General features: G+C 45.1%; 14 protein-coding genes. 2 read left to right on the forward strand and 12 right to left on the reverse strand.

Annotated elements, in window-relative coordinates; all coding sequences use genetic code 11:
* Nucleotide 1: 1 nt before the first annotated feature.
* The 9 genes from CLOSA_RS16700 to CLOSA_RS16740 form a co-directional block, all read right to left on the reverse strand.
* Complete coding sequence (locus tag CLOSA_RS16700) at nt 2–1,297, reverse strand: redoxin family protein (protein ID WP_013273925.1); 1,296 nt, start codon at nt 1,295–1,297, stop codon at nt 2–4.
* Nucleotides 1,298–1,451: 154 nt separating this feature from the next.
* Nucleotides 1,452–2,759, reverse strand: a complete 1,308-nt coding sequence (locus tag CLOSA_RS16705) for a ferrous iron transporter B (RefSeq protein ID WP_013273926.1) — start codon at nt 2,757–2,759, stop codon at nt 1,452–1,454.
* Nucleotides 2,750–3,064, reverse strand: coding sequence for a FeoA family protein (locus tag CLOSA_RS16710; RefSeq protein WP_013273927.1), 315 nt, complete (start codon nt 3,062–3,064; stop codon nt 2,750–2,752). Before CLOSA_RS16710 ends, CLOSA_RS16705 begins: the two co-directional genes overlap by 10 nt.
* A 173-nt stretch (nt 3,065–3,237) precedes the next feature.
* Nucleotides 3,238–5,235, reverse strand: coding sequence for a heparinase II/III domain-containing protein (locus tag CLOSA_RS16715; RefSeq protein WP_013273928.1), 1,998 nt, complete (start codon nt 5,233–5,235; stop codon nt 3,238–3,240).
* A 14-nt stretch (nt 5,236–5,249) separates the two neighbouring features.
* Entirely contained in the window at nt 5,250–6,845 is a 1,596-nt protein-coding gene (locus CLOSA_RS16720; RefSeq protein ID WP_013273929.1) for a response regulator, read from the reverse strand.
* Nucleotides 6,845–8,668 (reverse strand): histidine kinase, encoded by a 1,824-nt coding sequence (locus CLOSA_RS21875; protein WP_013273930.1) that lies wholly within the window; start codon nt 8,666–8,668, stop codon nt 6,845–6,847. The genes CLOSA_RS16720 and CLOSA_RS21875 overlap by 1 nt, the downstream gene beginning before the upstream one ends.
* 64 nt (nt 8,669–8,732) lie before the next feature.
* On the reverse strand, nt 8,733–9,596 hold the full coding sequence (locus CLOSA_RS16730) for a carbohydrate ABC transporter permease (RefSeq protein ID WP_013273931.1): 864 nt from the start codon (nt 9,594–9,596) through the stop codon (nt 8,733–8,735).
* Nucleotides 9,597–9,608: 12 nt separating this feature from the next.
* Nucleotides 9,609–10,547, reverse strand: coding sequence for a carbohydrate ABC transporter permease (locus CLOSA_RS16735; protein WP_013273932.1), 939 nt, complete (start codon nt 10,545–10,547; stop codon nt 9,609–9,611).
* Between the two features lie 59 nt (nt 10,548–10,606).
* Nucleotides 10,607–12,049, reverse strand: coding sequence for an ABC transporter substrate-binding protein (locus CLOSA_RS16740; RefSeq protein WP_013273933.1), 1,443 nt, complete (start codon nt 12,047–12,049; stop codon nt 10,607–10,609).
* A 217-nt stretch (nt 12,050–12,266) separates the two neighbouring features.
* On the opposite strand from CLOSA_RS16740, the gene CLOSA_RS16745 reads away from it, so the two are divergent.
* On the forward strand, nt 12,267–12,650 hold the full coding sequence (locus CLOSA_RS16745) for a BlaI/MecI/CopY family transcriptional regulator (protein WP_013273934.1): 384 nt from the start codon (nt 12,267–12,269) through the stop codon (nt 12,648–12,650).
* Nucleotides 12,650–14,449: a BlaR1 family beta-lactam sensor/signal transducer gene (locus CLOSA_RS16750; protein WP_013273935.1), complete on the forward strand. Its 1,800-nt coding sequence runs from the start codon at nt 12,650–12,652 to the stop codon at nt 14,447–14,449. The genes CLOSA_RS16745 and CLOSA_RS16750 overlap by 1 nt, the downstream gene beginning before the upstream one ends.
* A gap of 307 nt (nt 14,450–14,756) precedes the next feature.
* On the opposite strand, the gene CLOSA_RS16755 is transcribed toward CLOSA_RS16750, so the two are convergent.
* From CLOSA_RS16755 to CLOSA_RS16770, 3 genes are all read right to left on the reverse strand, one after another.
* Complete coding sequence (locus tag CLOSA_RS16755; protein WP_013273936.1) at nt 14,757–20,270, reverse strand: RHS repeat-associated core domain-containing protein; 5,514 nt, start codon at nt 20,268–20,270, stop codon at nt 14,757–14,759.
* A gap of 17 nt (nt 20,271–20,287) precedes the next feature.
* Nucleotides 20,288–21,343 (reverse strand): hypothetical protein, encoded by a 1,056-nt coding sequence (locus CLOSA_RS16760; RefSeq protein WP_013273937.1) that lies wholly within the window; start codon nt 21,341–21,343, stop codon nt 20,288–20,290.
* A 901-nt stretch (nt 21,344–22,244) separates the two neighbouring features.
* The gene (locus CLOSA_RS16770; protein WP_013273938.1) at nt 22,245–23,264 is read right to left on the reverse strand and encodes a tyrosine-type recombinase/integrase; all 1,020 of its coding nucleotides are present in this window, start codon (nt 23,262–23,264) and stop codon (nt 22,245–22,247) included.
* Nucleotides 23,265–23,560: the final 296 nt, after the last annotated feature.

Genomic DNA, 23,560 nt, shown 5'->3' on the forward strand with positions numbered 1-23,560 from the left:
ATCATTTCCGCTGGCCCTTCATGGTCTGCTCAATAATACTGCGCATGGTATCTTCGGAAAGCTGGCCGCTTGCATAACCAAATACGTTTCCATCCCGGTCGATCATGAACGTGGTTGGATACGAATAGATTCCATAGGCGGTAAACAGCTCTGCATCCTGATCCATCAGCACCGGATAGGTATATCCGTTTTCTTCCAGGAATTGTTTGATTCCTTTCTCATCCTTTTCCCTTCCATAATCAGGAGCTGCTACTCCCAGAATGATCAGGGCATCGTCCCCATCTATATTGGCTGTATCATATATTTTCTGTATATCCGGCATTTCCGCCCTGCATGGGGGACACCAGGTTGCCCAGAAGTTTAAAAATATGGTTTTTCCTTTATAATCTGATAGGGAATGAGAGTTGCCGAACTGGTCTGTTAAAGTAAAATCAACCGCAGGAAGGGGCTGATTCTCTGCATCGGACTCTTCCTGCTTCTCCTGCACCGGTACAGACTCTTCTTCCAAGGCTTCCGTGGCCGCCTCTGTCTCAGGCACCGCTTTTGATTCTGTGACCGCGGGAGACGGAATAGAGGAAAGATATCCTGTCACTGCATTCATTTTTCCGGTAAACATTAAAATCCCCATAAATACCATAAGTATGCCGCCGGCTTTTACTGCATTTTTTGCTATATTCCCATGGGCCTTAAAAAATTCAAGCACGGAAGTAGTAAAAAATCCCACAGCCAGAAAGGGAAGGACAAATCCCAGCGTATACACTCCGATCAGGACAAATCCCATGGTCTTCGTGGCTGCCGAAGCGGCCATGAGAAGCACACTGGCAAGAGCCGGTCCCACACAGGGCGTCCAGGCAAAGCTGAAGGTGAATCCCATAATGAGCGCAGTCAGGGGAGACATGGCCAGTGTGCCGAGAGAAAAAGGCAGTCTCCGTTCCTTACCCAGCACCGAAGAGGATCCAAAGACCCCCAGCTGGTATAAACCGAACAGGACCACCAGGATCCCCCCTATTCTGGCAAATAGAAGCTGGTTTGATTTAAAAAAGCTGCCAAGAGCAGAAAAACCCAGCCCCAGCAGGAAGAATGCAAAACTGACTCCCAGTACAAAGCATAGTGTATGAAGCATGACTTTGCTGCGTTTATAATAGATCCGTCCGTCTTCTCCGCGGACTCCTGTTCCTCCGGACAGATACCCAATATAAAGAGGGATGAGAGGAAGAACACAAGGAGAAAAGAAACTGATTACCCCTTGAAGAAACACGGTCAAAACAGGAATACTCACATCAATAGAAAATCCCAAATACTGTACCTCCTTTTAAGCGTATGCCATCGTTTACCGGCCTTTGGTTTTATTCTGTACTATTTTTAGTTACAGTTCATAGGTGTAACTATACCATTTCCTTAAAAAAGTGTCAAGCCAATTATGATAAAATTAAAAGCATAGATTTCTTCTGTCACATGGTCAGCGCCTGCTTTCCGCAGGCAGAACACCGTTTAAAGCAGCGGTCCAAATTAAACGCTACTCTGGGAAGGTATCCAAAATCCTCCAAAAGAGTAAACAATGGGAAAAAGATTGCCATCGGCGGAAGCATAACCGATACCACCCAGGCCAGGACCCGGTAAACCCCGTGTATCAGCAAGTCAGACAAGAGGACAGGAACGCCGGCGGCATCTGCCAGACCTCCCAACCATGCTTCCACTTTAAACAGCGCGGTGCTCAGCATCTCTGAGGGATAATTAGCTCCTGTAATGGTGATCCAGAAGGTCCCAAGCAAAATCAGGAACATAATGGGAAAGCCGGTGGCCTTACTGGTAAAAAGCAGATCCAGCTTCCGGTCCTTCCGGTCATAGGTCTGGCTTTCATATTTCACCACTCCCTCGCATAAGCATTCCGCTCCTTTCACGAAAACAGCCGCCATATCATCCCGTACCTGCTCCTGATCAATCCCGGCGGCCTTCCATTCCTCCCGGATTTCAGCCAGGCAGGCAGCCACTTCTCCGGATTCGGCCACCATGGTCCGGTATTTCCTTACGGCCTCCATCAGATTCTCGTTGGCATCCAGCAATCTGGCACACAGCCATCGTGCCTCTCCCTTTCCTTTTCCTGCCTTTTCCACAGAAGGCAAAAGCCTGGCAATGGCCTCTTCAATATATTGGGGATACTGGATGAGAACAGGTCTCTCCCCTTCCTCTTCCTTTTGCTCCAGACAGCGCCTTAAGCCGGCATAAATCTGATCCAGACCCTTATTGCTCCTGGCCGCAGTTCCCACAACCGGAACTTGAAGGCGCTGTTCCAGCAAATCAAGACGTAAGGATATCTTTTTCTTTTTGGCCTCATCCATAAGATTCACGCAGACCACCACGTTGGAAGCAGCTTCCAGAATCTGCAGAACCAGATTTAGATTTCGCTCCAGACAAGTGGCATCACAAACCACCACCACTGCATCCGGGTCTTCAAAACAGATAAAGTCTCTGGCCACCTCTTCTTCGGTAGAATGAGCCATCAGGGAATAGCATCCGGGAATGTCTACCATAACATAACCCTGACCCCCGCAACTGCACCAGCCCTGAGCGTTGGCTACGGTTTTTCCCGGCCAATTCCCAGTATGCTGATTCATTCCAGTAAGCTGGTTAAACACCGTACTCTTGCCCACATTGGGGTTGCCGGCCAGCGCAATGACTTTATCCTCATCCTTCCGCTTTTTAATTTCCAGTCCACAGTCCACAGATTTTATTCCCATTGACTCCCTGCTTAATCCCATACCTGATCCTCCAACGAAACGGTGGCAGCCACCATTTCTCCGCCATAATGGTGGTTTTCCTTCTTCTCAGCACCCGACTGAACCAAAACACGGCCTGAATCCTCACTTCTGAGTGCAATTACCGCACCACGAATTAAAAATGCCGTAGGATCCCCCAAAGGACTTTTCCCCAGACATTCCACGGTGGTTCCTTCAATAAGACCGATATCCTGCAAGCGCCTTCTCATATCATCATAGGCAGCCAGTTTTGCAATTACCGCTTTCTGACCCCTTTTTAAATCTGCTAAACGAAAATTTTCTGACATCCTTTCTGCCTCCATGTTATCTTAAATGTTTCCATATCCTAACATATGCAGAAACTAAAAATCCGGTTACATATAATTTTATTGCTTATAAATGCGGCTGCAGAAGAAGAACAATCGGCTGCTTAACTCTTGAAAAGGGCTGTCCTGTTGGCAGGCAGCCCTTTTCTAATGAGTTACATCTTATGGAACCGGCTCCATTGGCTTCCGTCTCTTTCTCCTTCCACCCGAATGGACACATGCTCCCCATCTGGAGCAAAGGTTACATTCCTGACAGGACACGGTCCAATGCTGCTGGTGACCACATGAGCAAATACAACCTCCGGACCAAAGGCCCGTTCGATCTGGTAGTTGATATCAGATACAGAAGGATTATCCGGACCCATACCGGCATACAGCTCCTTCCCCTGGCCCCAGGAAAATATCCGGGTATGGATGCCCCCATCCCGATACTCGTGGACAATGCTGGACTGGTCTTTTGCAGGAACAGTCTTTTTCATGTGATGGAAATAACTGTATGGCTTCCTGTCTGAAAAGGTTTCTATCCGGACTCCTTCCGGCTGTTTGATCCGTGATCCTGAAAAATGCATGACCCAGTCCACCGGGAGATTTTTATCTGCGCCCTTAACCTGGAATACTTCCGCAAAATAGTTCTCCGCCCATACAATCTTTCTTACCATTTTCACAGGGCGGTAATGTTCTTCCTTCCACTGCACAATGGTAAAGCTGTCAGGCATTTCATAAGGTGCGGTCCAGTCCGCCTCCGCTTCCACATATACGGCTCCATCCGCTTCTTCATAGCGGGTAAGCCTTGCATTCACCGGAGCCTGATTCTCTTCTCCGATCGTAACCGTATTGTGGGTGCCTGTATTCTTATAATAATCATAATGCATAACCGCACCGTATCCGGTGGTTCCAAGGTCCGGGGAAATCCTTTTTCCACAGGCCAGATAACTGATATCCAGCCGGTCGTAGTGGTCATGCTCCCCGCCGTAACGGTCATGCTTAAACAGCAGATATCTGCCATCCTTCCCCCTTAACACCGTACTCCCTGACTGCCCTTCTTCCACATGATAATTCCCAGGTTCCATGGTACATGGAGGCAGTTCATCGGCCCCATAAATAAACGCTTCTAAATGATCTCTCTTTTCTGCTTCATAAAGCCGGTTCAGTACATAAAGAAGCGTTTCCCCTCCCAGCTCCCGGTAAGCAAATTCATATAAATAAAGGCTTGATGAGGTATGTCCGTAATTGGTATCATTAAGCATGGGAATACGGAATCCCGGTTCCACATAGGATACCAGAAGCTCCATCATGGCCTTGTAATTGGGGTGTCTGATATGGCTGTGAGGCGTATGAAGGGCAAACTTTTCATAGGCAAAGAAGCTGGTAAGAGCGTAAAAATGGTATCCGAACGCTCCCTCAAACCACATATGATCCGCAAGCATTCCCTTTTCCAGCTGATACAGGATTCCATAAGGTTCATATACTGCAAACCGGACATACCGGTCAATCCCGAAGATCAGGCCAATGATCCCAATGGCAGAATTGATGATCACTTCATGATTGTGCAGCTGGTTATGCCGGTGTTCCATGAGAAATTCCGCCCCGGGGATGAGCATTTCCTTTCCAATGAACGCTTTCTCCTCCTTTGTCATGAAATCAGACAACAGATCATAGGTCATAGCAAAGCTTCTGAGGAAATTGGCCTCATCAAGAGTCTGGGCGCCGGACTTTCCAGGCCCGTTGTAAGGAATATTGCCGTGGACTTCATAATCCTTATAGTAACCGGAATATTCCATCATGATATCCACTGCCTTTCTTCCATAAGCAGTTTCCCCGGTGATCAGATGGATCAGTCCCATTTGAAATGCCGCCGTATAATTCCTGCTGTTTATGATCCCCCACCAGGTACTGTCATACGGTTCACCGGAATACATCCGCCCGCAGGAGGGGCAGCCATGATGATATGGATCTTTCCGGTCAAAGGAAAGCCTTACGGAACAATCCGGGCAGTAATAATAAAGAGACCAGTTGGCGATTCCTGTTTTTGGAACCAGAACCGGCTCTGCCATGATTTCTTTCACGTCTTCCTTCATACGGTTAACGGCTGACCGCTGTCTTTGGAACTTTTCCCTTAAATGACGGATTTCCTGTTCCGTAAATTGAATCATTTTTCTGAACCCTCCTAATATAAATGCTCTTCTTCCACCGCTAGTTTAAATTCCGTAGGAGTACAGCCATAAAACTTCTTAAAGCTGCTGGCAAAATACCTCTGGTTTTCATACCCGCACTGGTCTGCTACCTCCTGGATTTTCATGCTTGTTTTCTGGAGCAGCCTCCCGGCCCGTTCCATTCGCTTTCGGATCAAATATTCTCCAAAGCATTCCCCCGTATACTGCTTGAAAATCTGCCTGACATAGCTTGGACTGAAATGCACCTTTGCTGCCACTGCCTCTAAGTCCAGCTCCGTCTTATGCAGATCATTTTCCATGATCTGCTTCAATCGCTTCACTACTGCCTCCGCCTTGGTTTCCTCTGAGTTTTCCCGTACCACCCGGCAGCATTTTTCAATATAGGAAGCCAGCATCTGGTTCATATCCATTAAGCTTCCGTAAGTAATCCGGTCCTGCATATAGGATAGTGGCTCCGTATCTGCCCGGTCATATCCATCCTGCTCCATATCATTCTGAATGGCATAAACCAGTTCCCCCACAGATACGCCCACATAATCGTTCTTCCGGTTGGACAGGGAGGCATAACACTTCATCAGGCCGGAAAGCCCCGTAAGAGCCCCATCCTCCTGTCCGGCACGCACAGAAAGCCGGATCTGGTTTTTCCATTCCCGGATCTGGCTGCTGCTGGTTTCCTCCTTCCGGCTGTTTTCCTCTCCATAAAACAGGAATCTCTTAGCTGCGTCTAAGTTTCCCCGCCACACAGCCATGGCTTCCCGGTAAGAATCCGCCAGCCCTGTCTGACTCCGGTAAGCATGGCCAAGAGCTCCGTTCATCTGAATATGGTAATACTTCTCCAGGCTTCCGCTGATTTTTTCTAAGCTAGCCCCGATCCTTTTAAGAAAATGCTCTTCATTTTCCCCGTCACCGAACCAGATGGCTGCCAGCTGGATCCCGTCAAAGCTGACCGCATACAGGCTGATTCCGGCAGAAAGATACCCTTCCCGTATGAGCATGAGAAATTCCTCCACATGCTCCTGCCTGCCAAAATCCCATGCTCCGCCTTCCATGCGGATCACTCCTGCTGCATAAAACCTGCCTTCCAGAATAAAGTCCGGTTCCTCTCCCCACTCCTTTCCCTTAAGGAGAGCCTTCAGTGCCTTTTCCCTGGCAAGACCAGCCCGGCTCTTGGCCTGTTCCTTTAACAGGCTCATGTTTTGCTGCAGCACCTTCTGGCTGTCCAGCTCCTGTATTACCTTTGTTAACACATCAGTCATTTCCCTGGGCAGAAAAGGCTTTAACAGATAATCCTTGACCCCAAGAGAAATGGCCTGCTTCGCATAATCAAATTCATCGTAGCCGCTTATGACCACATTTTTACTGTAAAGCCCGGCTTCCTGAATCCTGCGGATCAATTCCAGGCCATTCATAAAGGGCATGGCAATGTCCGTAATGATAATATCCGGCTTATGGAGCAAGGCTTCCCTAAGCCCTTCCTCTCCGTCCCCTGCCACCGCAACCACATCCACTTCCAGTGCGGAATTCTGGATGTTTCTCACCAGTAAGTCTCTGACATAGTCCTCGTCATCTGCGATCAATATACGGTACATCACTCCACCTCCCCCGGCATTGCCGGAATCCTAAGGACCGCTTTTGTCCAATGTCCGAAGCTGCTTTCATAATGCAGTCCATAGTCTTTTCCATAAAACAGCCGGATCCTTTCATTGACATTGTAAATGCCATAGCCTGCTTCACAGTCCGTTCCGCCCTTTTTTAAGGTCTCATTGATAAAAGCAAGCTTTTCTTCCGGAATCCCTGCCCCATTGTCCCAAACTGCAAGCTCTGCAACCGTTTCTTTTCCGGCTCCTTCCTCACTGACAGATATTCTTATAATACCTGCTCCCTGTTTCTCTTTGATTCCGTGATAAATAGAATTTTCAGCAAGGGGCTGCAAAACCAATTTTATCATGCGAAAGTCCAGACATCGGTCATTTACATGGATTTCATAGCTGAAACGGGAATGATACCGGATGCTCTGGATTTCCAGATAGCTTGTCACATGCTCCAGCTCTTCCCCAAGGGAGATCACCTCGGCGCCCTTGCTTAATCCAATCCTGAAAAACTTTCCCAGAGAATTGGATAGGATGCTGATTTCTTCTGCCCCCTGATCAGCGGCCTGCCAGGTGATGGCATTTAAGGTATTATAGAGAAAATGAGGATTGATCTGAGCCTGCAGGGCATTTAACTCGGCTTTGCGCTTCTGCTTCTGAACTTCAGCCACATAATCCCGTTCCCGCTTTAACTCCTCAATGGTCTCCCCCTGTTTCCTCACCAGGCTCTGGATCTCTCCGATCATATAGTTAAAGGACTTTGCCAGGCTGCCTACCTCATCCTTGTAGGGATAGAAAAAGCGGACTCCCAAGTCTCCTTTTTCCACACAGCTCATACGCTTTTCCAGCCTTCTTAAGGAATCCGTCATCTGGTGGGACAACAGCAGGATAACCGTTACTCCTATTAAGAATATGACTCCCATGATTTCAAAAATCGTGTTTCTTAAAATGTTTAAGCTTCCCAATAAGCTCTGCCTTGATTTCAGTCCATAGATCTGCCAGCCGTTTTCCTTCAGCCGCTCATAGGTGACCAGATAGGAATCACCTTCGTACTGATAATCGCTGGTAATGACATTGCTCCCCTCTTCCCTGGCCTCCGACAGCTTCATCAGTTCTGCCTGGTCCATATCAGGGGAACCTGTCATAATATTTCCTGTCTCATCCAAAATAAGTATTTTATCGAAAAACTCGTATTTTCCCTCCAAAAGACGTTCCAGCTCTGTTTTCTTTAACTGGATCACCAGATATTCCATTCCCACATAGCCCTGAACGCTGAACTGCCAAACGCAGGGGATAACCTGGTCATTGTCCTGAAATATTTCATCTTTCCATACCGGGAACCAGCGGATGGCCCCGCCTCCGCTTTCTTGATAGCTTTTGTAAAAAACGGATTCCTTAAAATCAAACTCCCAGTTTCTCATGCGGACATAATTATCAAAGCTTCCTTTATCCGTATAAATGTAGGTGGAGTGAATCAGCCCCTCCCCGGTCTCAAAGTCTCTCATAAAGTCCGGAATGGTTCCCAGGGCTTTCACCAGATTGATGTCATTGGGATTATTGAGGTAATCGGAAAAGGTTACCACAAAGGTATAATTGGTCAGCATTCCCTTGGCCCTCTGGTTAATGACCCCCAGCCGTAAGCCTAAGGTGTCCACGATCTGGGCCAGAACATCCTCTGCCCCCACTTTAAAATTTTCTTCAATATCATTGGAGGCGTATCGGTAATAGGATAATCCGCTGATGGCGGTAGTAAAGAAAAACATGATCCCAAACAGCCAGATGATCTTGCTGCGGAACCTTAAATTGTTAAAAAATTTCTTCATGCTTTCCTCCCGGTTTCCTGCTCGTCTGCTTTTTACCAGTATATCACAGGATACGCCCTTTTTTCTATCCCTTTACCGCACCTGCCGTAAGGCCTGCAATGAACTGCCGGTTCGCAAACAAATAGACGATCAGGATGGGGATGATGGCGATGGAAGCTCCCGCCAGCATAATGTGCCACTCGGCTGCTGCGTTGACAGAATATTTCAGCTGGACAACCGCCACGGTAAGAGTCTGAAGCCTTGGCATGGAAATGGTCATGATCAGGCTGGTGATATAATCATTCCAGGCATTCCGGAAAGAAAACAGGGCGACTACTGCCAGAATTGGCTTGCTTAAGGGCAGAATGACCCGGGAATAAACTCCGTATAAGCTGCAGCCGTCAATTATGGCTGCTTCATCCAGTTCTTTGGGGATCCCCTTGGTAAATCCCATGACCAGAAAAACATTGGTGGCCTGCCCACCTGTAAGGGCCACAATCAGGGCTAATATGGACTTATTTAACTGAAATGCCCGCAGTAATTCGTAAATCGGATATAAGGTAACCGAACCTAAGGATACGAACATCATGGATAAGTAAAGGGCCAGGAGTACCTTTTTTCCAGCAAACTCTCTTCTGGCCAGAATAAAACCGGCCAGAGAACAGGTAACCACAGCCAGAAGGGTAACGGAAACGCTGACCAGGATGCTGTTAAATGTGTATTTTGTAAAGTCTGCCTGAATAAACGCCTGGTAATAATTTTCAAAATGCCATTCCTTAGGGAAAAAACCTCCTCCCTGGGTCAGCTCTGCATTGGTTTTTAAGGACCCAAGCACCGTATAAATAACCGGATAAAGGGTAAATACAATCATAATTACAAGAAATAACCATTTTCCAGCCATAGGAAACCAGGCGGCCTTTGATATGTGTTTCTTATTCCAGTTTTTCATGCTGCCGCCTCCTTAATAGATATCATCCAGTTTTTTAGATATCTGCAGATATCCAACCGTTACAAGACCTGCAATCACTGCGGATACGACGCTGACCGCAGCACCGTACCCGTATTGGGGGACCGTTGCCTCAGCCGCCGATATGGGGAAGAAGTAACGGTATCCGTACAGGGACATGACCATGGTGGCATTGTTTGGCCCTCCCTCGGTTAAGACCATTACATTGGTAATGTCGTGAAATGCTGAGGTGATGGCCAGCATAAGAATAATTTTTAAGATTGGCCCGAGCATGGGAATGATGATGTACCAGATGGTCTGAAGTCTTCCGGCCCCGTCAATCCTTGCGCTTTCTAAGGCCTCTCCGGATACCTGCTGAATTCCTGCTATAAAATACACCATGTAATTGCCCACGCCGCCCCAGACCGCCGTCAGGATCAGGGTTTTCATGGCATGCTCTTTTCCCAGCCAGTTAATGGGCCTTTGTATGAGACCGGCTGCCGTCAGATACTGGTTGACCTCCCCATTATAGGCATTGAATAGCAGATAAAACACCAGTCCCATGACCGCGGAGCTCATAATAGTAGGCAGAAAAATAATGCTCTGTGCGGCACCATTCCCCCGTTTTTGCTGATTTAAGAGAAACGCCAGGAAAAAGGCCAGAGGAAGGATAATAAACACCTTTCCGAAACCATAGGTAAAGGTATGGACCACACTTTCCCAATAAACCTTATCCCGGAACACCCTGGCCAGATTCCCAAGGCCGACAAATCTTGGTACACCGGTTCCATAACCCCCGTACTGGTAAAACACATATTTTAAGGTCCACACCACCGGATAGAGGGAACAGACGGTGAACAAAATTAAGTTGGGCAGCATAAACGAATAGGCCTGCAGGTTTTTTTTCACTGTTTTACTGTCTGGCAGGACACTTCTGCTATTCCAGTCTTTCATCTGCATACTCCTTTCTTTTCAAAGAAAGAGGGGCCTCGCTTGCGCCCCTCTTTTAAAAATTACTGTAACGTTGGATTCATCGGGTCATAGTTTTCAATCTTTACTTCATGACCGCTTCCGTTTTTCACTGCTTCCTGATACGCTTGATTGTAACGGTCCGTTAAATCCTTTAAGGTAGATTCAATATCCGCATCTCCGTAATAAATGGATTCGCAGGTTTTATACATATCCTCACCTTCCACCACCATACCCGATGCAAAAGCACTGTGAGGAGGCTTTGGAAGGAGTGCATCCATGTCGCTGATAAGCAGCCACTTTTTATTCTGGAAATCTTCGCTTGGCTTTGCCTTTCCAATAACGCTTGGAAGGATGCTAACGCCAAATCCGCCTTCGTAATATCCGATCAAATAATCCTCATTTGCAAAAATATCCTTATAAACCTGAAATGCCTTTTCTACGTTAGGACTCTTGGCATTTAACACATAGCTTCCGGTACCGGTAAAATACTGCTTTCCTGTGGTCTTTCCGCCAACGGTAGGAATGGGAACACAGTCCCATTTGGAAGATTCCATTGGGAACTGGTTCTGGTATACCCCTGGCTCTGCATGGCTGTAGGACATATACATACCGATCTTGCCGGCAGCAAACTGGGTTCTTAATGGGTCGATATCCAGGGATTCACATCCAGGAAAGGCACATTCATCAGAAAGCAGTTCCTTCCAGAGCTTTAAAGTATCTGCCCACTGGGTAAAGTCATATTCTCCCTTTGCAAAATCGTATCCCCGGACCAGTCCTGTCTCTCTCTCCAAGCCGATGCACATAGAACGCTGCAGGCCGGAACTGGCGCTTTTCATGTTTTCTGCAAATCCATAAATTCCTTCTTTGGATAATTGGGAATTGATTCTTTTGGCATACTCCACCATCTCTTCCAGGGTTTTTGGCGGTTCCGTGATTCCTACCCGTTCAAAGATCTCTTTGTTATAGAAAAGACGGCAGGTGGTTCCGCTGGTTGGTATGAAATACAGCTTTCCATCCAATTCATTGTAACCGGGATAAATCACGGACTTAAAATATTCTTTCATATCAGAGTCCATGTAATCATATAGGTCTGCCCACTGCCCTTCGTTTACATATTTATCAAACATTTGCTCCTGCTGTACCAAAATATCGGGAAGCTCCCCGCTTTGTACCGCCATATCAATGGCCTGTACATAATTATCCGTATAAAGCTGGTAATCCACCTGAATGTTATCGGTATTATTGGTATTGTATTCATCAACCTTTTTTTGAACATAGGTGGCGTCATGCCGGTCTTTGGACCAGACCTTAATAACCGTCTTCGCCCCACCTGCTGACTGGGTCTGCTCCGTTCCTGCCTGGGCAGTGGTCTGTCCTCCTGCTGCCGCTGTTGTTGCATTTGTCTTGCCCCCTGAACATCCGGCCAGTGTTCCTGCTGTCATCAGTCCTGCCATCAGAATGCAGCTTAATTTCTTTAATTTCATCCCTTTAACCTCCCATATTTGTTTATGGATTTATTTTACGGAAAAACAGATGTTAAGTAAATGCAATATCTGACGGTTGCATGTTTAAAATCGGTTTATATTTTCATTCTATCAACTTCGGAGTAAACAGCCTCCCCGACAAATCCTCCCCCATTGACATACCGGCTTCCTGCTCTTATAATATTTTTATTACAAATGTAAGAACAGGAGACCGCATATGAACCATCTTCCGCAAATATCCGAAGCAGAATATGAGGTAATGAAGGTGTTATGGAATGATGCCCCCATCAGTACCAACGAAGTGACGGACAAACTGACGAAGACTACCAGCTGGAACCCAAAGACCATTCACACACTCTTAAAAAGACTGGTCCAAAAGGGGGCCGTCACCTACCGGAAGGAAGGCCGTGTTTTCGTCTATACTCCTCTTGTGGAAAAAAAAGAATATTTAAAGAAAGAAAATGATCACTTTTTAGACCGTTTTTACAATGGAAAGATCTCCGGTATGGTGACCAGCTATATAAACAGTGACCATATATCAAAGGAGGACTTGGCAGAGTTAAGAAGGCTTCTTCTGGGCGGCCAGGAGGAGGAACTCTGATGATACCTCATTCTTATATGATACGCCTTTGTCTTAACAGCATCGTCCTGACCGTCCTTCTGGCGGCTATCCTGCTGGCCAGAAAAGCATTCAAACATCAGTTGACACCGAGAATCCGGTACCATCTGTGGTTTTTATTTCTGTTTGTGCTGGCTGTCCCGTTTGTTCCCTGTTCTGTAATGTTTCCCGGATGTGCAGTTAAGCTGCTGCAGTTTTTAGGCGGCTCCTTTTCCTCCGGGAATACCGGAACCATAGGGGCTGCCTATCAAACCGCGGCGTCCACCGAATATATCCTTCAGGACTTTTCTGTTTCCGTAAGCCGTGCTGCGCCTCCGGCCCTTCCCTCTGTCTTAACCGGAATCTGGATGGCCGGCATGGGATTCATGGCCGGATTTAACATTTACTCCTGTCAGAAAATCAGGCAGCTGAAAAAGTCCTCTCTTCCTCTTCAGAACAAGGAGGTACGGGACTTATTTAAAAAATGCAGGGAAGAATCGGGTATAAAAAAAGAAATTCCGGTCTACAGCAGTGCTTATATCTCCTCTCCCATTGCCGCCGGATTATGGAAGCCCTGCATCATCGTTCCCATTCATATGCTTTCCGAGCTTTCCCAAAAGGAGATCCGTTATATCCTTCTCCATGAGCTTATACACTGCAAACACAAGGATCTTCTGGTAAACAGGCTTATGGCCCTGGCACAGATCATTTACTGGTTCCATCCCCTTGTCTGGTTTGCCTTCAGGGAAATGCGAAGCGACCGGGAGATCGCCTGCGATTCATCGGTCTTATCCATGCTGGAACCGGACAGCTACTTCGATTATGGAAGCACGCTGATCAATTTTGCAGAAAAAATATCCCTTTTTTCCTATTCCGCTGCCAGAATCGGCGGTTCAAAGAAAGAAATTAAAAAACGCATCTTAAACATTGCCTGCTACCGCAGGGAATCCAGGTGGTATCAGGTGAAAAGCAGAATTCTCTTCACCGTGATCACCGTCGTGGTGCTTGGTTGTACACCGGTGCTGTCTGCAGATGCCTACACCGGTTCCCAATATGTTTTTGCTTCAGACAATGTGACAGAGCTGGATTTAACCTCCTATTTCTGCGGATACAAAGGCAGCTTTGTTCTGTATGAGCTGAATTCAGACCAATACTGCATTTACAACCGGGAAGCCGGAACAAGAAGAGTTTCTCCGGATTCCACTTATAAGATCTACAGTGCTTTAGCCGCTCTGGAACATGGATCCATAACACCGGAAGCCTCCCTGCGTTCCTGGGATGGGACCAGCTATCCTTTTAATTCCTGGAATCACGACCAGACTCTTGACTCTGCCATGGAGCATTCGGTGAACTGGTATTTTACTGCCCTGGACGAAAAAACCGGGCTTCCCCGTTTAAAACAATGTCTGGACTCCATAAGTTATGGCAACAGGGACTTATCCGGCGGCCTGGGGCGTTACTGGCTGGAGTCTTCTTTAAAGATTTCACCGGTGGAGCAGGTGAAGCTTTTGGCCCGTTTCTGCCAGGACAAGCTTCCCTTCCGTCAGGAAACTATAAAAGCAGTAAAAGAATCCATATTCCTCTCTTCCTCCAAGGGTGCTTCCCTGTACGGAAAAACAGGAACAGGAACTGTGGATGGGGAAAATGTGAATGGCTGGTTCATCGGGTTTGTGGAGAGCGGGGGGGAAACCTATGTGTTTGCAACCAATATTCAGGGGGAAGCACAGGCGAACGGTACTACGGCGGGAAAAATTACAATGGATATTTTAAATGATAGAGAAATTTATACTCAGTTGCCATAAAAATGCTGCCGTACCGGTGAAATCAGACCGGTGCGGCAGCACTTTGTTTTCCTAAAAAGTGGGGTTTTCCTTGGCTTTGTAGGGGGAATCAGTATTGTCCATTGTATCCTTTGCTTTAACTCCGATAGGTAATAAATCACATAAAAATCTACCACTATGTATATACATCCTTTATACTTTTCTCAATGTAACCACCTTCTTAATTTTAATTTTTGCCCATAATCTTTTTAACGAAGTAGTAAATGACTTTAAGATACTTACATCTTTGATTCTTGATATGTGGGATAGTCATCACTTTAAATCTAATTTAAAATGCTAGCTTATATTTATAATAGGTTTTATTCAATTGTCTTAATGCTCTCTCTTTTATGTTCTGGGATTGCTCCACTACAGTACCATTATAATTCGTGAAAGTCCTGCTAGCCGCAGAACCATCTCTCATTGCATTATTGTTACTTTTCAACATATTATTAATATTATTCCACATCTCCTCAGCGTAAAGCTTTATTACTCCAAAGCCATTAGAAACAACTGTGCTCTTTATTAAACCTTTTAAATATAATCCTGTAGATACTTTCCATGCACGTAACTCCGAGTAACGTAAACCTTTTGGTCCTGATCCTGAACCACCTGCCCATCCTGCAAAACCTCCAACTACTGTGTTAAAAATAATATCCTTAGTACTATCTCCCTTTAATGCTGATCCAATTCCCGCAGTTGCGGTATTTGCAAACACTTGATATCCTACTCCAAAATTTGTCATTCCAAATGCTCCAGACACTCCACCTTGAACGCCTGCAATAATTGTACTATCAATATTATAGTTTTTAAAAGACATACCATTAGTGAAATATTGAACCCCAACATCAGCTAAAACACCTGCCCCAGCACCAATAGCTGCCCCCGTTGCAACAGCTGTTAACGCTACTGATGGTAATACTCCAAGTGTCGCAGCTGACAGTACTACTGCAGCACCAACTATCACCACACCTAATGCTATTTTAGCAGCTGTCTTTAACCATGATGGTATTGCAGCATATCCACTTGGATCATGATACATAATTGGATTATTGTGACAATAGGTATACTTATTCAGGCTGAGCGGATCGGTGACTATCTGCTCATTTGGCATTTTTCGGATTGTATTTTCAACAATGTCTTCATTTAGGAATCGACCAGTCACAGATCTATAATACCTTGCTCTTAAGTTATAGGTATTCGTCTCTAAGTCTATATACTCCCCACAATACCGAAACGGATTTTCATCCTCCTTATCTGGGTTTCTCTCCACTCCAAAAGCATCATACTTATACGAGGCTTTACACGTTCCGCTTTGACTCCACAGTTGGGTTATATCCCCATGTTCATTAAATATATAATAGTATACCACACGATCTATTTCACTGGCAATTACATTGATTCCCCTTAAATAGGTTTTAATCTTGCTACTATCAGTCACTTCCGCTACAATATCGCTTCCATCCCAGCAATATAAATTTGTTTTCCCCTGGCTTTCGGTCAGTTTCCGCACCTCAGCACTGTGGCGCAGGCCATCTCCCCGGTACTGATATGTAATCTCTTTGTCATCCTGATTGATCCGGCTCAGTTGGTTGAATCCATCATAATGTCTCCACTCATAAACCGTTGGAACCTCTTTTCGATAGGTCCCCGATAACCTGACATTTCCCGGATAGTCCGGCGTAGGGGCTGTTTTCTCCCAAATCCGGAAGGTTTCATTTCCATTCTCATCATAACGGTACCGGTACGTTTCCGTTATTTTCCCCTGCTTATTTGTTTCCTTTTCCAACCGGTTGTTCAAACCATATTCATAGCTGGTAACACGGACCAACTCATCCTTTGTTCTTCCTTCCACCATCATTTTTACACGGTTGGAATAGGCGTCGTAGGTGTAAAGCGTCCGCTTCCATCCAGAATAATCTTCTTCTGTCAGACGGCCCAGCCGGTCATATTGATAGGATATGGCAACTGGGGAAGAACCGGCTTTGTTGATCTTACTTAGAATATTCCCATCCACATCATAGCCGTATTCCCATGCAGAAATCACGGTTCCCTGCCGTTTATTCTCCAGAGAGATTACCCTATTACCATCATTATACTGATAGACGGTCTCCATACCGGACTGCGGATAGCGGAGGGTTTTACGGTTGCCTTTTTCATCATATTCGTACTCTGCCAATATCACCCCGGCAGCACTGTCTTTTCTTACCTGCTTTAAACGATATAAGTCATCATACGTATAATACAGACCGACATCAGGGCTTGCTTTCCCTTCTCGGGTCAGTTGAAAGGACAGGCGGTTTCCATATATATCATAAGTATAATCCTTCCTCACATTTCCCGGATCCTCCTGGCGGGCCAGCTGGCCTTTATGATTATAGAGGTACTTCGTCTCCAGGAGGGCGGTTTGTTTTCCCCCCACAGATTCCCGGCTGACTTCCCGAATCCGCTTGCCGTTCTTTCCATAGGCATACTCCCGCTCGCTAATTACCATACCATCAGGCGTTCTCTTTTGCACGGTTTCTTTTAGCAGGCGTTCCAGGGCATCATGCTGATAAACAGTCTGGTCCTTGTTCCTGTCCATTTTTTTCTGCAGTCTTCCGGCTTTGTCATACTCATAGTATTCCGTACTACCACGGGCATCAGTCATTGCCGTGACATTCCCAAAGCGGTCATAGGTGTATTTTGTTACCTCCCGCCCTTCGCCGGACGGGGTATCCCCGGTCCTCCTTAGAATGACCTGATTCATCACATCATACCGGCAGGTGGTCTTAATCCAGTTGCCCGGGCTTAAGTACTGGTAGGTATCGGTCAGTCGGTTCCTGGCATCATAAACATACTGAGTCTCCTGCCATCCATCTTTTTGTTCCTTTTTTTCCCCTATGATATTTCCGGCTCCATCATAGTAATATTTTACAATCCGGCTGCGGTGGTCAAACGGCGTGGTGATCTGAACAAGACGTCCTGCCTTATCGTATTGGAATACTGTCTTCTTTCCGGCTTCATCCCATTGGAACCGTTTATTGCCAAGCCCATCATATTGAATGCTGGTAATTCGCTCCTGGCCGGAGTCTGTCCGTATGGATTTTACGATGCGGCCAGCATAATCGTACTCCCAGCGTTCCACATTGTTCCCGGCATCAATTTTCCGGACATTGTTTCCTGCATTGTCATACTCGTAGGAAAACACCTTCTTTCCGGCTAAGATCTCCTTCCTAACCTGGTCTTTTTGGTCTTTATAACATTCTGTCACGATATCCGGAGCGGAGGCGTCTCCTATGACTTTTTTTACCTCGCGTAAGTATTTTATTCCATCTGGATCGGTAAATACCTCATGGTATTCATACTTCTCCTCATAGCCCACTTGGGGAATCGTGCGGGACAGCACCCGGCCAAAAGAATCGTAAGTATAACGTTCCGTTTTTCTTATATTATCCGTTGCTGTGCCGTTCCCATCATAAGTGACTGCTTCTGTAAGCTCTCCCCATGAATTATACCGGAAATCCTGAAGCACGACATCGCCGGAAGTCGGTTCCTTGGATACGGCAAGACAGACCTGTTGAATCTGCCCAAATGGTGTGTATTGAATTCTTCTTTTCTGGTGGTTCGCATCTGTTTCCGTGATATAGTTTAAATGGTCATTATAATAGGTTTCCTTTATGTCCTGCTGGCCGTCTACCAGAGGCAGCGTCTCTGCTACAATCCGTCCCAGTTCGTCATAGCGGTAGGTAGTTACCTGATTCCTGGAATCCTTTTTAGAGATAAGCCTTCCCCAGTTGTCATATTGGAATTCTTTCTTAATTGGATCACAGAGCTTGCCGTCTGCATCTCGGATGTCGCTTTGTTCTTTTGATATAACGCTATGTGTGTATCTGCTGTTAGCACTGGAAGGAGAGCTGTATTTATAAATCGTTTCCGCATATTCACCTGACTGTTCCAGGTTCCCGCTGTCTGCCAGGAAGTATTTTCTTTCATTGGTCACACAGTAGGGATTTGCCCCATCCTTATAATCATATTCTGTCTTTTCTTTTAAGACTCCATTTTCATAGACCAGATGATATTTTATAACTCGCTTTCCCAAATCCTCATGAAGCTCATTTTTTTCTATGATCAGGTCAGAGCCTTTTTTTCTTTCTGTTTCAAGAACGATGCTGTAGACATCATAGCTTGTATTGATTTCCTGATCACTAGAATGGTCATCCGGATAGGTTTCCTTATACTTAATGACATTTGCTTTTTGATCGGAGGAATAAGTCCAGTTGGTTTCCTTTTTCAGAAACTGGGATTTATTGTTCCTGTCAAATACCTGATCAACGGCTGACACGAGTAGTTTATTACTATATTGATAAACGCCTTTTGAAATAAGGGCATTCTGATAACGAACCTCCTTATTTATTAGCTGTCCTTCCCCATCAAACTGATGGGTTTCCAAAATGTCCTGACGATGTTTTACTTCTGCATATTCGATATACGTGCCATTGCCGTACTCGTAGGAAACTCCGGAATCAAGCCTGTACCTGTATTCTGCCCGGTTGTACTCACTTCCTTCAGCAAGATCCTTTTTCATTGTCAATGCAAAATGGGTAAGCTTTCCACCGGCATCATTTACAATGCTGATTTCCCTGCCATATGTCAACTGAGTGGATGCAAGATTTGGGTATGTGACGCTCTTTAACAGCAAATAATTGCGTACCCTATTTCCAGTAGTATTTCCTACTGCTTTCTTGGAGGCATAACTCATAACTCCCTTGTAATCTTCTGGATTATAGTAGTTGTACTGTGTCTTACGGCCTGCGGGGTCTGTTACTCCGGTAAGCTTAAGAGGCTGCGTCTGATCGATTTGGTAGGAAAGTTCACATGTTTTTCCTGTTGTGCTTTCCGGCAATCTCCAGATAAGTCCGTAATCGGTCTTTTCCAAGCTGATTGTACGCCCCCAGGTGTCTACTATCACCATACCGCCATAATCCTTTAAATCGTAACAAATCACATTTCCAAACTTGTCCTGCCGGGCAGCCAGTGTAAACTTCTGGGGCGTCAGTTTATCCCTGTCTCCATCATTTCCATATAAATTTTTAAAATAATCTTTATTACCATTTTTGTATTCAATTATAATATCATAAGCTTTTGTAATACCGGCTGCATATGGGTGGTGAATCATACCTGATCTGGTGATAATCCTGATATCTTTTAGAGTATGATCCACAAATGAGTCTGAGGACCGGCTTATCTTTAAACTTCTGCCGTCTTCCAGATGCAGAAAATAATCAAAAGCGGGAAGTCCCATTAAAATTGACTTCGGAGGATCAACCGGTACTACCATAAAAGAACATTTAAGATACGGTACAGTCTCAATGGATGGCAGGACAAAGGACCAGCCATATCCCAGCCCATAAGTTTTGGCATAAAAACTGTTATCTTTAGAACCTGTTTTTAGCTTATTATCTTTGACATATGGATCCATATCCATTAAATTGGCACATCCGGAATCATAGCGTCTGGCAATGGATACGTCAAAGCCATCCCTGCCGGGCAGTACAAAGTCGGTTGTCTCATATTGAACATTGCCGGTGCTTAACTGAACATTTACCTGATTTGTTTCAAAATAGGTAAATGGGGATTCTGGATACTGTTTTATATCGGAAAATTCTTCCTTCTCCGTAGGCAGTGCTGCCCGGCTAAATCGTGTTTCCCGGCTTTTTGCTTCATTCTCTTCTCCGCTTGATACGTCCTCTTCCGTCTTTGTATCAGGCACTTCCCATTTATTTTTATTCATGTAATCCTTTATAATCTTTTTATCGTCCATCTATTCCCTTCTTCATCTTAAAATAATGATACTGCTGCACTCCCGGTTCCCTTGGCGATAAATTCTATCAACGCAATAGAACCGCTAAAGCATTCATTCTGGTTTAACTGTCTGGTTGATTGAAACCACAGCTTTCCCGGAATACTGGAATATATTTTTAAATTTTCTTCCGGATAATATCCTGGTTTAGTTATGCTTCTTAGACTGCCGGCTGCGAGGCTGGTCAATTCCAGTAAGTATGGATCATACCGAAGATTCATGCGGATTTTCTCCAGACCGCTGACCTCCTGGGCTTTCAGGAGGACTGCGTAACGTTTTCCGGTCTTTACCGGGTATTCCATGGTACTGCTGCGGTAAAATACAGGAATCACCGGCAATTGTGCTGTCTCTAAATAATCAGATTCATCACCTTCAGAACCATATGCTTTGATCCGGTACGTTGCGTTGGACGCCCCAATTGGGATGGAATCTGTCATTCCCCGGTGTTCTTCAATCTGTTTCTGTGTATCCAATTCATGGAACGTCAAGCCTTTTCTTTCCCATTCATTCAATGTCAGCCATCTGGAGTCAATACTCTTCCAGGATATGCCAGACAGCGTCACCTTCTCCCCTTCATCCCATGAATGTCCGGATGATTCCAGGCTGCTCCAGGCTTTTTTATGTTCGTCCAATTCCAACCAGGTACGTCCCTGCTCAATGCCGGGCCGTTCAACTCCAAATCCTTTAAATATTTCAAAACTGATTTCCCGGCTTTCTAATTGCTGCCAGGTATAGGAAGGATTCTCAAGCTGCAACCAGCTTAACTGATCATAATCCAGGCGTTCCCAGTGCTGACCTTTGCCTGTTCTGGTTTCGATTTGTTGCCAGGTAAGGGCATCCTGATCATACCTGCTCCATGGTTCATTGATACTTTCTAAATTATCCCAGGTGTAACCGGACAGAACCTGTAAAAAAGATTCATTAAATACCCGTTCTACAATATAATTTTTATCTGCTTCCACCGCTCCCCAACTGATTTCCGCTTGTTCTCCTTCGTGGAGGGCGGGGATATGTAAACATTCCGGTCGGTTCATAATTAATAGGTTTCTCCTTTCATTGTCTATTTGTAATTTTAGTTTTGTTTTATAATTGATTGTATTTGGAGTTTTTCCTCTATTACTCCGCACTTGTATTATGATATATTCCGTTTTTGTATCATGCGATTTTTTGCCGTATTTCGTTTTTGGGCAATTGACTTAACTAAATAGTGATTTAGTCTTGAAGGCAAATGCCAGTGATTTAACAAACACAAATAGCAATTTAACTGCACATAAGACATCTACTGATCATGATAGTAGATACTATACTAAAGCGCAAATTGATGCCATGTTAGAACAAATGGCAGTCATGTACTACGTAAATAATAATGTTGTTATTGCCGACGCTAAGACCAAGCAAATATATCAAACTATGAATCTACAGACAAACAGATTAATTACTGATGCGAACGGCTGGGTAAATACTTATGATTTGACAACGGTAAAAGTACCGTAAATGATCATTTTAGGCATCAATGAGTCCAAATAAAAGAGTAACGCGGAAAGCTGATGCTAGTGAAGTATTAAACCCAACCTGTAATGTAGTATCATCATAACGATGACAATAGGTTACCCAGAAGCCATTTCCAGTAGTCCACGACACGCAAGCTGTAGGTGCACAATAGTCTGGCAGTTTTTTACCTGTAATACCCAGATCGAACAAGCTAATATTTATCCAACTGTTACCGCCTGTATTTAGCAAAGCGTATTGCTTGTTTGCCAGATATTTACTCTCTGCATTAAGAACTAATTTATTGTTCAATGCAGTTAAATCACTATATTATTAAGCCATCTCTCATATCTCCTTATTACTTCATTCCCAGCTTTTGTTTGGAAAAAGGGTAAACTTAATAAAGTACCCGATTCCAGCTACTTAAAATCAATCCATTTCAGCTATTTATGCAAACTTCCGGTGAGACTCTTTTACATTTTCCTCCTGGACTGTGCAGTAGATCATTGTCGTATCTAGTTTTTCATGTCCCAGAAGTTTTGACACCTGCTCTACCGGCATCCCTCTATTCAGAAGATCAGTAGCTATAGTCCTCCGGAAACGATGCGGATGGACCTTCTTCACACCTGCACGCCGCCCAAGTTGCCTAAACATGTATTGGATTCCGGCAACAGTTAGGCGAGCATGAGGCTGATCTAGTGTTGCAAATAAAGGCTTATTTTCCAATTCTTCCTCGGTTATCCCCTCCTCCTTCATGCGCTCCTTAAGGTATCTCTTTAAGTAAAACCTAGCATTATCCGTCAAATACACCTTTCTTTCCTTACTTCCCTTGCCAAATACAATCAACTCCTGCCGCCCCATTTCTATATCACAAACATTCAGTAACGCCAGCTCTGACACCCTGACACCTGTACTGTACAAAAACTCCATTAAGGCACGGTCCCTCAGTACCGTACAATTAACCCTAAGTGCTTCCATTTCTTCCTGGGAAAACGGCTTTTTGATGGTCTTGGCCAGCTTCAGGATCCCTACCCGTTTAACCGGGTTACTGGTCACAAGCTCCTCTGTAGTGAGGAAATCCCAGAAGCTGGATAAATAATGCAGCCTTGTCTGCATGGTGGTCATTTTAATGCCGTGCTGCTCCCTCATGACCCCATAATAATATCGGAGATCCATGGCGGTAATGTCCTCAATCCGTTTCCCCAGGAAATCCAGCATCTTGCAGATCTCCGTTGTATATTGCTTTAAGGTATTTTCCTGTCGGTTAACTGCCTTTTTGCTTGCCACGAACATCTTAACCTTTAAGGCGTCGCCGTCAATACCCGTTTCTGCTACCTCGTAACATTCTTCCCTTACTTCCACGCCGTGAAAATTAATATACAGTGCATTATGCAACTGCTCCATCTGTCCACTATCCAGGTGCGGCAGCATAGTATTGATTACTTTTTCCAAAATCTGCTCTATCATTTGTTAAAGCCCTCCTTCCACATTATTGTAAAAGATAGGGCCGTTTTGGTCCACTACTCAATAATATAGTGATTTAGTCTTGAAGGCAAATGCCAGTGATTTAACAAACACAAATAGCAATTTAACTGCACATAAGACATCTACTGATCATGATAGTAGATACTATACTAAAGCGCAAATTGATGCCATGTTAGAACAAATGGCAGTCATGTACTACGTAAATAATAATGTTGTTATTGCCGACGCTAAGACCAAGCAAATATATCAAACTATGAATCTACAGACAAACAGATTAA

It is taken from the genome of [Clostridium] saccharolyticum WM1, assembly GCF_000144625.1.
GTDB lineage: Bacteria > Bacillota > Clostridia > Lachnospirales > Lachnospiraceae > Lacrimispora > Lacrimispora saccharolytica.

Coding starts and splice junctions, on each gene's coding strand:
- CLOSA_RS16705 (WP_013273926.1), bottom strand. CDS start 2,759: ATGGGATTAAGCAGGGAGTCAATGGGAATAAAATCTGTGGACTGTGGA.
- CLOSA_RS16710 (WP_013273927.1), bottom strand. CDS start 3,064: ATGTCAGAAAATTTTCGTTTAGCAGATTTAAAAAGGGGTCAGAAAGCG.
- CLOSA_RS16715 (WP_013273928.1), bottom strand. CDS start 5,235: ATGATTCAATTTACGGAACAGGAAATCCGTCATTTAAGGGAAAAGTTC.
- CLOSA_RS16720 (WP_013273929.1), bottom strand. CDS start 6,845: ATGTACCGTATATTGATCGCAGATGACGAGGACTATGTCAGAGACTTA.
- CLOSA_RS21875 (WP_013273930.1), bottom strand. CDS start 8,668: ATGAAGAAATTTTTTAACAATTTAAGGTTCCGCAGCAAGATCATCTGG.
- CLOSA_RS16730 (WP_013273931.1), bottom strand. CDS start 9,596: ATGAAAAACTGGAATAAGAAACACATATCAAAGGCCGCCTGGTTTCCT.
- CLOSA_RS16735 (WP_013273932.1), bottom strand. CDS start 10,547: ATGAAAGACTGGAATAGCAGAAGTGTCCTGCCAGACAGTAAAACAGTG.
- CLOSA_RS16740 (WP_013273933.1), bottom strand. CDS start 12,049: ATGAAATTAAAGAAATTAAGCTGCATTCTGATGGCAGGACTGATGACA.
- CLOSA_RS16745 (WP_013273934.1), top strand. CDS start 12,267: ATGAACCATCTTCCGCAAATATCCGAAGCAGAATATGAGGTAATGAAG.
- CLOSA_RS16750 (WP_013273935.1), top strand. CDS start 12,650: ATGATACCTCATTCTTATATGATACGCCTTTGTCTTAACAGCATCGTC.
- CLOSA_RS16755 (WP_013273936.1), bottom strand. CDS start 20,270: ATGGACGATAAAAAGATTATAAAGGATTACATGAATAAAAATAAATGG.
- CLOSA_RS16760 (WP_013273937.1), bottom strand. CDS start 21,343: ATGAACCGACCGGAATGTTTACATATCCCCGCCCTCCACGAAGGAGAA.
- CLOSA_RS16770 (WP_013273938.1), bottom strand. CDS start 23,264: ATGATAGAGCAGATTTTGGAAAAAGTAATCAATACTATGCTGCCGCAC.